At 50.6% G+C, this 12,749-nt stretch carries 10 protein-coding genes; 9 read left to right on the plus strand and 1 reads right to left on the minus strand.

What is annotated here, in order from left to right:
* Positions 1-21 precede the first annotated feature (21 nt).
* The 6 genes from feoB to AB1L42_RS04345 all read left to right on the plus strand — a co-directional run bounded on the left by feoB (position 22) and on the right by AB1L42_RS04345 (position 10,120).
* Positions 22-2,229 (plus strand): ferrous iron transport protein B, encoded by a 2,208-nt coding sequence (gene feoB / locus AB1L42_RS04320; RefSeq protein WP_367051583.1) that lies wholly within the window; start codon positions 22-24, stop codon positions 2,227-2,229.
* A gap of 205 nt (positions 2,230-2,434) precedes the next feature.
* On the plus strand, positions 2,435-3,997 hold the full coding sequence (locus tag AB1L42_RS04325; RefSeq protein ID WP_367051585.1) for a hypothetical protein: 1,563 nt from the start codon (positions 2,435-2,437) through the stop codon (positions 3,995-3,997).
* 1,457 nt (positions 3,998-5,454) lie between these two features.
* Positions 5,455-6,003: a hypothetical protein gene (locus AB1L42_RS04330; protein WP_367051587.1), complete on the plus strand. Its 549-nt coding sequence runs from the start codon at positions 5,455-5,457 to the stop codon at positions 6,001-6,003.
* A 1,857-nt stretch (positions 6,004-7,860) separates the two neighbouring features.
* Entirely contained in the window at positions 7,861-8,346 is a 486-nt protein-coding gene (locus tag AB1L42_RS04335) for a hypothetical protein (RefSeq protein ID WP_367051589.1), read from the plus strand.
* Complete coding sequence (locus AB1L42_RS04340; RefSeq protein WP_367051591.1) at positions 8,343-8,627, plus strand: hypothetical protein; 285 nt, start codon at positions 8,343-8,345, stop codon at positions 8,625-8,627. Before AB1L42_RS04335 ends, AB1L42_RS04340 begins: the two co-directional genes overlap by 4 nt.
* A gap of 785 nt (positions 8,628-9,412) precedes the next feature.
* Positions 9,413-10,120, plus strand: coding sequence for a hypothetical protein (locus AB1L42_RS04345; RefSeq protein WP_367051593.1), 708 nt, complete (start codon positions 9,413-9,415; stop codon positions 10,118-10,120).
* A 164-nt stretch (positions 10,121-10,284) separates the two neighbouring features.
* On the opposite strand, the gene AB1L42_RS04350 is transcribed toward AB1L42_RS04345, so the two are convergent.
* On the minus strand, positions 10,285-10,587 hold the full coding sequence (locus AB1L42_RS04350; protein WP_367051595.1) for a hypothetical protein: 303 nt from the start codon (positions 10,585-10,587) through the stop codon (positions 10,285-10,287).
* Positions 10,588-10,965: 378 nt separating this feature from the next.
* Between AB1L42_RS04350 and AB1L42_RS04355 the strand changes: the two genes are divergently transcribed.
* The 3 genes from AB1L42_RS04355 to AB1L42_RS04365 all read left to right on the plus strand — a co-directional run bounded on the left by AB1L42_RS04355 (position 10,966) and on the right by AB1L42_RS04365 (position 12,693).
* Positions 10,966-11,196: a hypothetical protein gene (locus tag AB1L42_RS04355; RefSeq protein ID WP_367051597.1), complete on the plus strand. Its 231-nt coding sequence runs from the start codon at positions 10,966-10,968 to the stop codon at positions 11,194-11,196.
* 26 nt (positions 11,197-11,222) lie between these two features.
* A complete protein-coding gene (locus tag AB1L42_RS04360) occupies positions 11,223-11,435 on the plus strand; it encodes a hypothetical protein (RefSeq protein WP_367051599.1) in 213 nt (70 codons plus the stop codon).
* A 190-nt stretch (positions 11,436-11,625) separates the two neighbouring features.
* A complete protein-coding gene (locus AB1L42_RS04365) occupies positions 11,626-12,693 on the plus strand; it encodes an NAD-dependent epimerase/dehydratase family protein (RefSeq protein WP_367051601.1) in 1,068 nt (355 codons plus the stop codon).
* Positions 12,694-12,749: the final 56 nt, after the last annotated feature.

Below are 12,749 nucleotides of genomic sequence, written 5' to 3' on the forward strand. Positions count from 1 at the left end.
CATTTGCCCTCCGATTCGATCATGCAAGAGACGGTTCAAGCCGCGACTTCAGCACAAACACTCACAGTCGCGTTGATTGGAAATCCCAACACCGGCAAGAGCACACTGTTCAACAGCCTTTGTGGCGGCAAAGCTCGTGTGGGAAACTTTCCAGGAGTGACCGTCGAAAAGAAGGTCGGAAAGTACCGCTTCGGTGACCGAAACATTACCCTCATCGACTTACCGGGAACTTACAGCCTCTCTCCTCGCTCCGACGACGAAATGGTCTCCGTCGACGTTCTTCTCGGGCGGAAGAAAGAAGTCACCGCTCCCGACGCGGTCGTCTGCATTGTTGATGCATCGAATCTCGAGCGAAACCTCTATCTCTTCAGTCAAATTCGAGATCTCAACCTGCCGACTGTCCTCGTCCTGAATATGTGGGATGTCGCCAACAGTCGCGGAGTTCAGATTGACGTCGAACAACTCTCTGAGCGTCTCGGCGTGCCGGTCGTGACCACATCCGCACATCGGCGGGAAGGAATTGAAGGCGTCACAGCTGCCGTGCTGCAAGCCGTCGAGAATCCAGGAACGAAGGCCGTCCGGCTTTTCCCGGCAGAATTCTACGACGAAGCACAAAAACTCGATGAATGGCTCGTTTCAAACGGAGAACCGGCAACACATCTTTTTCTTCGAGAGCGAATGCTGCTCGATATTCGTGGAGCGAGCGAAGATGCAGCCTCGCAGGCTGACCAGTCCAAACTCAAGGCTTACCTCGAAGAAGCAAGAGGACGCCTTGCCGCCAGCGGCCACCGGATTCCAGCGATTGAAACCAAGCTGCGGTATGACTGGATTCGTCAACAACTCGACGGCGTCTTCACACGATCAGAAACTGACCACCGCCTCAGCGCCAGTGATCGCATCGACAAGATTCTGACCCACAAGGTCACCGGCATGATCGTGTTTGCGTTGATCATGCTTTTAATTTTCCAAGCCATTTACACATGGTCCGGCCCATTCATGGAAATGGTCGAAGGACTTCAGAACGGAGCCAACGAAATCGTTGGCGGCATGATGGGACCAGGAACGCTGCGAAGCCTCCTCGTCGACGGAATCATCGCCGGCGTCGGATCGGTCATCATCTTTCTTCCGCAGATCGTCATGCTGTTTGCATTCATTTCGATTCTGGAAGACTGCGGCTACATGGCCCGTGCAGCTTTCCTGATGGATAAGCTGATGACCAAAGTTGGTCTCAGCGGAAAATCGTTTCTTCCGCTGATGTCGTCCTTCGCGTGCGCCATCCCCGGAGTCATGGCGACTCGCGTCATTGAGAATCGCCGCGACCGCATGGTCACCATGCTCATCGCCCCACTAATGAGCTGTTCCGCGCGGCTTCCGGTCTACATGCTGATGATCTACACCTTCATCCCGGCGAGCCTCCTGTTCGGGTTCCTGAGCCTGCGGGGAACAGTCTTGTTTTCGATGTACGCCATCGGCGCCGTGCTCGCTATTCCGATCGCCTGGCTCTTCAAGAAGACGCTCTTCAAAGGCGAGACTCCACCATTCGTCATGGAACTTCCACCGTACAAATGGCCATCTCCCAAAATTGTCTTCGATCGAGTCTATGATCGCTCCAAAGCATTCGTCGTGCGGGCAGGAACACTCATTTTTGCAGTGACTGTTGTCGTTTGGGCACTCGGCTATTTCCCAGGTGACCACACAACCCAGCATCAACTCGCTCAGCAAATCGAAACGCTGCAAGCGTCACCGGAAGAGAATGCTGAAGAGATCGACAAACTCTCTGCCGAGTACGATGACGTCTCAGGAGCGTTGATTCGAGAGAGCTATCTCGGCCGGATGGGGAAAGCCATCGAACCTGTCGTCAAACCACTCGGTTGGGACTGGCGAATTGGCATCGGAGCAGTCGCATCCTTCCCAGCCCGCGAAGTGATCATTTCAACGATGGGAACGATTTTCAGTCTCGGCGGCGAAGTCGACGAAGAAGATCCCAGCCTCAAAGATGCTCTCTCAAATGCAACCTGGCCCGATGGCCGACCACTCTTCACCGTACCGGTCGCCCTGTCTATCATGGTCTTCTTCGCCCTCTGCGCTCAGTGCGGAGCAACGCTGATGGTCATTCGACGCGAAACCAACAGCTGGCGATGGCCGATATTCACGTTCGTCTACATGACCGGCCTGGCCTACATCGCCGCACTGCTCACCTACCAAATCGGTACGTCCCTCATGGGATAATCGCGGCTCAGTTGGCTGAAGAATCGCTGTAATTGGTAGGGCCTGACTACAAGACAAGCGTGCGAAATTGAGTTCGTAGCGAAACACGCGCCTGTCGTTCTTGTGTTCTATTCTTAAATAGACCACATGAATCTCAATTCGGCCTCTTCACAAGCTGTCAGATTGATATTCGGTCACTGAATCTCAACGAGAGACCGAAAACGCATTGACCAGTTCACGAACACCTGAAGCGACCAGCAGCCGCTCCCAATATCTGATACCGACGATCACCTCTTTAGGTGTCCTCGTTCTATTGGGGCTGCGCGTTTGGCAAACGGGGTTGCTCGGGGATGAGTTGCTGTTTGTGCATGCTATTGATCTGGGAGCTTCGGACGGGCTGTTCGCTGTCGGGTCATCACATCCTCCGTTTGTGAGACTTCTCGTCAGCCTGTTTGCCGATGGAGAGTCCCCTGACTGGCTCTTGAGACTTCCGAGCGTTGCGATGGCTGTCGCAACAGTCTTTGTGTGGAATGCCATTTTGAGCAGGCTGGTCCCCGACCGCTGGCTGATCGCCCTGCTCTTGCCGGCGATGGCCCTCAGTCCGGTTTGGTTAACGCAAGGATTCCAATGCCTTCCTTATGCAGCCCTGGCGTTCTTCTCGAGTTTGCACTGCCTCGCATGGATGGGGATGCTGGAGTCGGATCGTCTAAGCTGGAAATGCTTGTTCGTGGTGTCCGGCATTCTGCTTCCCTGGACGCACTTCTTCGGCATCAACGTATTGCTCGTCGATCAACTGATCTGGGGAATTCTGCTGCTGAAACGAGTGGTTTCGATCAAATCCTGGCTGACGTTGAACGCTCTCATTGCAGCGTTGACCCTGCCCGTCGTTCCGCTCGCTGCCTATTACGTTCGCATTGAGAGCACGTTTTCCATCAAGCCGATTGAAGACTTCGACAGCTATTTTCTGCCTGTTTCGTCGCTCTTCTTCTCCTATTTGACATTCTCGGTCTTCACAACTTATTGGCCCACATTTCTGCTTCTCTATGCTGCGGCAGCCGTCTTCCTTGGCATCGTCATCCAGTCAAGAGGCTCAGAAGAAGTAGAAGTCGACCCTTTGAAATCAGACGAAGTCAGAACAGCGAACAAGCCACTCAATGACTGGTTTGGCTGTATCGCTGTTGGGTTTCTTCTGGCAGGCTTTGGAGCGGGACAGCTACATTCCTGGATCGGACAGTCCGCGATGTGGCCTCGATACATGCTCGCGGGCTCTTGGATTCACCTCCCACTTATCGCGTTTTTTCTGTGGAGATTTGCGAATCGGACCGCCGCACGAGTCGCTGCCGCGGCTGGCTTGTTGTATGCCCTCGTAGGATCTCAATACGCATTGCAAGTTCACGGCACAGACTGTCACCAAGTCGCTTCCGAACTGCGAACGAACTGGCAACCAGGAGATCGATTTCTTGAGCAAGGCGTCGACATCTGGTCCGGCGAGAATCACTTCGATCGGTTGTGGTTTCGCCGCTACGTCAGCCCCGACTGGTCCGTTCTCGCCCTTCCAGCAGTGCCGCGAGACACTGTCCTTGAAACCGGTTTACAACTCGAATCAGTCCCCGCTGACTGTGAGCGAATCTGGGTTTTCTCTCACCTGTTCACCGACGAATTCCACGACCGACAAAACATTCCAGGCTGGGAATTGAAAGCAACCGCCTGCTACGGCGACGTCTGCCCGCTTGCCGTATATGTTCGCATCCCCACAGACAATGAGCAGACGGTTAGCCATCGCAATTGAAAACCCTGCATCGTCACGCGGTACGAACATCACGACCTTCTCTTCTACGTTTTTGCTCAACTCACCAGCATGTACACTACCGTTAGTCGGTCTTGAAAGGTCCTCGAGACTCTCATCACAGGTAGACCAGTTCCTAGGGAACATGTCATTAAGCTCCGAACGTCAAATCGGTTCACGTGCAAAAGGCAATACGGTCGACTGGAAATGGAACTGATCGCCGATCTGTGGAATGGAATGAAATTTTTCCTTAGATCATGGTCGAATTCATGCTCCGACGAAGATGTCTATGCCTTCTGCAAGCAGAATGTGATTGCAAGCTTGCATAAAGGGAAAGTTCGTGATGCAAAGTTTTACCTGGAGGCTATGAGGTATTGCTTACGCCGAAGAATAAAGTTCGTTGAAGCGGCAAGACTAAACCAAGCTGACGATTTGGCGCTGGAAGCAGTCTGCAACTACTTTCTGTTCGACGTGCGAAGCTCTGCACGACTGCTCAAAAAGTCTCTGAGGGTTTGCCCCGAAAACGTCGTTGCAATGCATTGGTTGCTGTGGATTAAACACTCAACTAGGCAAGCGAAAGTTCGAGAAGATTTTCTCCCGAACTTTCATTCGCCACGCAAGCAATCGCTTAGGCTTCCACTGTCTGACATCTTCATTCACGAGATCGAATGCGCTCGCCTCTTGTATCACCGGCAGTACGAAGCAGCAGGAGCGATACTAGAACACATGCGTTATTCACAGCAAAGTCGCGATGTTGGCGAATACGGAACATATTTAAACGAACTGAAGATTCTCAAATGCACTCGAAATCATCAAATCGTTGATCTGGAAAAACAAGAGATCACCGCATTACTTCAGAGATGGAAAGTTGAGTTTGACAAGTTCAGTTGTAAAGATACTCCGGAACCATGAAGCGAGGTCGGCCAAGCTATGTCTGACAATGTTGATTCGCTGGTCAGTTGATTGCACTTCACCAACTTCCCACGAGGCTGATCATCGCTTCGGTCGTGAATCAAGTGACGTAGGCTGGGTTGGCGAGGTCAATGGAGTTCTGTTGTGAAGAAGACGCCGAAGTGATTCCGGTCGAACCCCGTCCTTAGGCTAGGGCGCCATGCTCCCAATCGTTGTTCCAAAATTCACCCTGCCCAGATGAAGTTGCCCGGAAATGCCCAGACGTAACGTCCCTTTCGTTGATAGTCTCGGCATTCGACGGTAACCCGAGAAGTACAGAAAGTCGGCGCCACTTCCATATCGTACGACACATGCATTCCAGACGATGTGTGGACATCATTTGATTCAATCGTCTACCAACACAAAAAGCATGTTCACGCAAGCGAGGGCACACTCCCTCAGCTAAGGCCTTTTCCTCAATTGGAATCTCGATGATCCTTAGGCAGGAAGACTACATGACACATGTTCGAGTCCTCGTTGCTGCCATCTCGTTTTCCATCGTCACCCGTGTGCAATTCCGCATCGTCGCTGACGAGAAATCGCAAGTTGGCGATTCAACAACGCCTCCTCTGCAAGTGGATTTTTTTGAAACTCAGTGGCCGAATCAATTGGTGCTCAAACCAGACCTTAAAGAGGTTGCTTGGTTTCCCTTGCCAGGACTTGAAATATGCGAGACGAAGGAAAGCGCGATTCGTTCTGGCCAAATCACGGCTGAGTTTTTCTTCTATAATCAAAGGCTTTATCGCCAGTTGCCGTCATCCGATATCGTCGAGGTTTTGATAGTTCAAGGCCCAGATGGAATCATCGGAGACATTGTTGGAGCTTCGCCCATTGTTGCGAAAGATTTTACTGGAGATCCGTTGCAAACCTCTTTGTGGATTTGGTTTGTCGCAGCGTTCGAAGTCAATGATCGATGGTATTTTCGAATTGGACATTCCAACAGCGATGGTTCAAACTTGATGGCGCAATTCACAGAACCTCGCAAGGAGCACAAAGAGACCGTAGAAACTTGGTTACGCGAGAATTACGGCGAAGGAGTGATTGAACAGGAAAAGTAGCCTCCAATGCATGTTCACGAATGACAATCGGAACCAGGGATCCTCGCGGACGCATGGGGACAGACCGGTGAACAACTGGACGTACATCTCTCGCGAACACCAGCTCGACACGACCAACAACTCCGGACAAATACATTCAACAAACTTCAAAGCCCTGGTCACGGCCAGTCCAACTCGCCATTCACTCCTTCCTGTAAGTCACATCTCTTGCCGTTATTGATAGTTCTCCATACTCCGTGAGAACGTTAAACTCCACAAATCCGTCGGAACGAAGTCTTCGCTCTAGAGGAGCGACGACTTCCTGATAAAGCCACTTCACGCCATCATCCAAATCGGGATCAATCTCACTATCGCATTTGAAGAAAACCACTTGCTTCAACAAAATCGATCCGAAACCTCCGCGTATCTCTGTGATTGCACGCACGATATCAATCGATATCGATTCAATGGACGAATCGTGAAGTTCAACACGTCTTTCAATTGTGTCGACAAAATCTCTGGTGACGCGTGACCAGCGGTGCGATTCTGACTGTTGGTGTCGAAGATACGATTCGTTTGCACTGTCAAACGCGCGATTGATCCTCTCATAATCGTCCCCTAGAATTAATTCTGGCTTGAAGTACCTCATTTGATATCCTTAGCAGGCAAACTCGATTGGGTTTCGTTCTTCCAAAGAGCAATCTATGGAAAATGCAACAAGCGACTCAGCTACCCTTCCAGTGAAAGCGAGCGTTTCATGTGAATTCCAGTTGGCCATGCATCATCGTTTTTCGAACCCTTCCAAGCGGATTAGGGAACTCCTCCGACGTCTGGTAGAATCCAACACCTCCTGTCGATTGGAATACAGAGCCCGGACCGAATGGCAGTGCACAGCAGCTTACTCTCTGCAAGAATCCTCGACTACGAAACGGAAACTCTAACATGACATGGGATTCTCGATGCAAGAAATGTGGTCAAGAGTGAATCGAGTGTGTTTTCTGGGCAGCATTTTGGTCCTGTGTTACGTCATCACGCATGCATTGTCATATGACCAACAATTTGAAGTACAAAGTGCTCATTCAATCGATGCGATGGAGGACCAGTTGAAAGGCCCTTTGACTGCTGTTGCAAATCTCAAATTGGGCGAAGCATTTCGAATCGATGGAAAATGGAATGTAGACAACCGCGGTAGAATCTGGCTCATCATTGATTCCATCAACAGTAGTCGCCTTTCAGTCCCAATTAAGTATCCGAGTTGCAAAATATCGGCCTATTACTCTGGCGACGATTTCTCCGCAGAGAAGTCATCCGAGCCCATTCTACGACCGAAAAACGTTGCGAACGATGCCTCTCTACTCTTGGAAATCGCACCCAAACATGGAGAAGTCGTTTCCTATCTTGGATTTGAGGGAGGGGCGTTTGTTGGATTACCGCAATCGATATCGTCCAGCTTGAACTCTTTGGATATTCCTTATCGTGGGGGAGTAATTTGCCAGCCACAGCTGAATTCAGAGTTTCATTTCGAGTCGATGCTGTATTTGCTTTTCGAGTTCAGAAACTCAAAGGGTTCTGAGGATTCAGCAAGGTAGGGTCCGCTGGGTGGCCCTGAAGTCCAAACGACGAAAATTAAGAAGAAGGATATCCTATTACATCAAATCGGGCACGGATCGCTGACATATGGTGACTCAATTGGAACATCCTGTCGTGATGCTACCTACAGCCCGATTTTGGACTGCTTGAGGTCACGCCCAGATCCAGGCGAGTACAATGTAGCCACAAACAATTGCCAACACGATGTGGAGAATTCGTCTCGAAGATGCTGCCTTACTGGGTTCAGCGGAATTCTGTAGCACAAGAAACTTCAATGGATACTGTTGCATGAAAACCGGAATGCGTGAACGTCAAGCAAGACTTGTCGTGTTTGCACTTAGTTTCTTTGGCGTACTTATCGCTTATGTAATATATCTCTTCTACCATCATGGAGAAGCGGAACGAAACACGCAAGCGTTTCGCACTGTGTCTATGGCCTTTTCGAATTTTATTGAGACACATGAACATTGGCCGAAGTCTGAAAACGAATTGCTGAACGCCTCGATAGTTGTGGAAGGAAGGTGGTCTGATTTTGATTGGCCTCGCAATGCTGAGTCAGTTCTTGATCGTGTTCAGATCGAATATGGTATATCCGACATACGAGATGTCGCAAAAATCGATTCTCTGACAAAGCTGATACAGCCAAACGATCCGCATTACATCGAATCTGTAAGCAGAGATGTATCACGCCTTTGGGATTCTATTGAGAATGTGCGTAAGAGCGATTCAGGTGAGGGATCCGAACGAGAGGCAAATGTCTCGATTCGACGGTGATCACGAAGACGAATAACTTGCGTGGACTGCTCAACAAGATCGAAGAGGGGATGACCACTCACTTGACCACAACGTACAATGATGCTGGAAGTCTCACCGGTCAGACGTTCGGCAATTCCGTGAGCGAAACGATCTCCTATATCAATGTCGGGACTGTTGACTCGATCTGGAGTCCGGGAGGAACGTTCGACTACAGTTACGATGCCAACATGAACGCACTCAAGAGTCGATCACCGGTCTGCTCTCCGCTGTGTGGCCCTGCGAAAGGCGCAAATAGATGAAATTGCCTGTATTTGCAGTTGCTTCATTGATCGTCACATTGGCGGTATGCGGCTTGATTTGGATGAATCAACGCATCATCGTTGCTGATGTGTACTTGTCGACAGAGACTTTGTCAGTCAAGCGTTGTGTCTATCGCGAGATTCCATTGCTGAACATCCAATTAGGTCCCAAGGTTACTACATTTCAAGAAACGCAGCTCTCGAAAGCATTGGAGAATGCAGGGGTAACATGCTTATCTCCCAGTGTGCGTGACGAATGGCTCTTTGCCTACCAGAGTCGACGAATCGGAGGCACGAGACACGGTCCCGGAAACGGCTTCTATAGAAAGATGTACGACGGCGGGCGAGAGCAGATACTTGTGATGTCGATCCGAGATGACCCTGATCGATCCGCCGAGTTCTGGTGTAAATTTTTGCGATTCTTACGGGAGGGGGATTTGGATTCCGCGCAAAGGGCTCAATCAGGAGAAGTTGGGCGTCTGACAGAATAAGTGGCGTAGCAAGGAAGGTCAGGCTGAGCCTGACGATGATTGATTCACGATCACCCATCCAGATTTCACAGTCATTACCAAGACGAACAATTCACGGGGGTTGATCGATACGATCGAAGAGGGAATAACGACTCACCTGATCAGAGCGTATAATGATTCTGGAAGATTCACCGACCAGACGTTCGGCAATTCCGTGAGTGAAACGCTGAGTGGCCCGAATAGTGAGTCCCTTTGCTTGGATTGGGCACATCGTAGCTCGCTGGGTGTCACGGCTGGCTTGTCCAGCAGTGTTTGATGGACGTACGATGGTTTGATGCAGACTCCTCACCGAAAACGGATCAAGCACTTTCACGAAGCTGGGCATTTGCGCGAGCTGACCTTCTCCTGTTATCGACGAATGACCTGCTTACCAATGACCTTTGGAGAGCAATGTTCTCAGAAAACATCAACCGTGCCACTCAGCCTTTCCAGACGATGTGTGGACATCATTTGATTCAATCGCTTGCCAACACAAATGGTATGCCCACGCCAGCGAGGGCATGGCACCCTGGCCACCCTGCGGGAACTAATATGAACTTGCCAAATGCAAAGTCTGTTTACTCGGTTGCAGATTTCGAAACGCTTGGATTCCATGACTGTCATGTCTACGGAATCAGGTGGGATAGCTCGGCCTATGCTCTCATTCTCGACTTGGATTACATCCTGCAGTGGATTGAAAAAAGGGGGAGCTTCGAGTTTGTGGTCGCACCAGCCGAAATCCGTTTTGAGTATTCCACTGAAGTTAAGGTCTCGCTTGACTGGAGCAATCTAGCAATGGAATGCCAGATTCAAGATATTCACAGGCGAGATCATAAACGAAATCCAAACGAGACCGAGTGCTACCTGTGGGAAATCGAGTTCGCTACTCCAAGTGGGGCAATAGAGCTTTGGGCAACTGATTTCAAGTTGAAAATTCTAGCAGAGCCCGAAAGGTCGGAAACGCAGAAATTGAGGAGGGCATAGGCAGTCGGGCGAAGCTGATGCAGGTTGGGCATTCATCATCCAACTTTCCTTCCGATCTTAGCAGGTTGTGCTGGTTTGAACGGTTGCAGTTGCATAGGCTGAGTTGGCAAGGTCAATGGATTTTCGTCGCCGAGAAGTCAATGAAGTAAACAGGACCAAACCCATCATTGCCGCTGGAATACGGCACGGCCAGCTCCACGCTCGAGATCACGTATCCCGGCGGCACGGGGGTTGCTGCCATCGAAGAGGGGATGACGACTCACCTGACCAGAACGTATAATGATTCCGGTAGACTCACCGGTCAGACGTTCGGTAATTCCGTGAGTGAAACAATCTCCTACAACAATGACGCGACTGTTGACTCGATCTCGGACGGGCCACGCTGCGTTCATGACTGCGAATTCACCTAGACCTCCGCTTCCGGTTTGGATGACTGGCAAATGACAATTGCACCTTCGCGATGGCATATCGCTGCCTTAGTATTCGTTACGTTCCTACATTTATTTGTGATGTATTGCTTATCTTATGCGCCTCTCTATTCCGCTGTAAGATCTCCTAATCCCTACGCTAGCCTGTCAGGTCCACAATGGATCATTTATTTTCCAGTCAATTGGATGTACGACCACACATACTTGAAAAAGCCATTGTCAGCGTGGGCTGCGATTTGGGGCGTTGAAGATGATTTCTTGAATGCCTCGTCCAACCGCAGAGAATTGGTTTGGCAACCGAGTACAAAACGTGAAATCGACGAGATGCTAGAAGACCATTCCAAGAAGTAGACAACTGCATCATTCACATATGATGATGGAAACCGGGAACCCTCCCGCACACACGGAAACGGTCTCGTGAGTGACCGCACGTACATCTCTGGCGAAAACCTGCTCGACACAATCGGGATCACCGGATATCCCGAGTTGTCGATCGATGATGCGTACGACAGCAACAGGCAACTGAAACCGCCGACCGGTGAGAGAGGAAGAAGGTCGAAGGCGGCAGTTGAACATCTGGAGACGTTCGATGCTTCGGGTGACATGGACGACTACATCTTCACAGCTGGGTACGATGATGACCGCTGACCGCAACGAGGGGTCCGGAACGCTCGATGAACAGTGGAGCCTGTCGCTGGTTGGGGGACTGGAACTCCCCGACGGTCAACGCAGCAACCACCAACCGCGCTCACAACGACGCCCACGAAATCAGCACCGTCGGCGCCAGTTCGCTCACCGATGACATCGACTATGCGTTTCATGCTTTAAACCGCAGATTCATCTGCAACGCTGGGGTGCTCCAGTCGTGCGCAGGCATCACGCTTTAACAGTTGTGACGGTTTTGCGGCTTTGAGTCTGAAAGTCGACAAACCGGATTGATCGACAATTTGCATCCTGGAAAAGCGCGACGTATGGTTGAACGACTGTCGATGCAGTCAGCTTGACGAACAACCACTTCATGAATGTTACTCGAAGCAGCATTTATGGATGTGACTGAGATGCGTTGACGGAGTCATCATGGCGCGTATTGCAGTGATCACTGGATCTGCCGGATTGATTGGGGCGGAAGCGGTTCGCTTTTTCGCCGATCAAGGATTTCAGGTTGTCGGAATCGACAACAACCTTCGCAAAGAGTTTTTCGGGGAAGATGCCTCCACGGACTGGAGTAGAAAACGTCTCGAAGAAGAGATTCCAGGCTATGAGCATCACGATGTCGACATCCGCCATGCTGATCGACTCAGGCCGATTTTTGCCGACTTCGGAACCGACATCGAAGTTGTGATTCATACCGCTGCTCAACCTTCTCACGACTGGGCAGCCAGCGACCCGATGACCGATTTCTCGGTGAACGCAACGGGTACGCTCACTCTGCTCGAACTCGTGCGTGAATATGCTCCACAAGCATCGTTTGTATTTACCTCAACGAACAAAGTGTACGGAGACACTCCGAATCGGTTGCCGCTGAGAGAGTTGGATACACGCTGGGAGATTGAAGAAGCCCATCCGTTTTTTGCACATGGAATCGACGAGAGCATGTCCGTCGATCAGACCAAACACTCACTCTTCGGGGTCTCCAAACTCGCAGCTGATTCCTTAGTGCAGGAGTATGGCCGCTACTTTGGAATGAACACAGTGTGCTTTCGCGGAGGTTGTCTGACGGGACCGGGACATTCCGGAACGCAACTTCATGGCTTCCTTTCCTATCTCGCCAAGTGTTGCCTGACAGGCAAGCAGTACACCATTTTCGGCTACAACGGAAAACAGGTTCGGGACAACATTCACTCGCTCGATCTCGTGAAGATGTTCTGGGAATACCATCAGAATCCGATTCCAGGTGCCGTTTACAATGCTGGTGGGGGACGCTTCAGTAACTGTTCCATGTTGGAAGCAATTCAGAAGTGTGAAGAGATCGTCGATCGCAAGATGAACTTCGTTTACTCGGACGACAACCGGATTGGCGACCACATCTGGTACATCTCCGACACGCGACGATTTCAAAACGATTACCCCAACTGGAAGCAACAATACTCGATTGATGACATTATCGAGGAGATCTGCGAAGCGGCGATTGTCAGCGTCGGTTGATCACTGAATCGTTCAAACATTTTCGACACTCAAACGAGCTCGCTCGCGAACACCCA

The organism is Thalassoglobus sp. JC818, assembly GCF_040717535.1.
Lineage (GTDB): Bacteria > Planctomycetota > Planctomycetia > Planctomycetales > Planctomycetaceae > Thalassoglobus.

Coding starts and splice junctions, on each gene's coding strand:
- feoB (WP_367051583.1), top strand. CDS start 22: ATGCAAGAGACGGTTCAAGCCGCGACTTCAGCACAAACACTCACAGTC.
- AB1L42_RS04335 (WP_367051589.1), top strand. CDS start 7,861: ATGAAAACCGGAATGCGTGAACGTCAAGCAAGACTTGTCGTGTTTGCA.
- AB1L42_RS04345 (WP_367051593.1), top strand. CDS start 9,413: ATGGACGTACGATGGTTTGATGCAGACTCCTCACCGAAAACGGATCAA.
- AB1L42_RS04350 (WP_367051595.1), bottom strand. CDS start 10,587: ATGCCATCGCGAAGGTGCAATTGTCATTTGCCAGTCATCCAAACCGGA.
- AB1L42_RS04360 (WP_367051599.1), top strand. CDS start 11,223: ATGAACAGTGGAGCCTGTCGCTGGTTGGGGGACTGGAACTCCCCGACG.
- AB1L42_RS04365 (WP_367051601.1), top strand. CDS start 11,626: ATGGCGCGTATTGCAGTGATCACTGGATCTGCCGGATTGATTGGGGCG.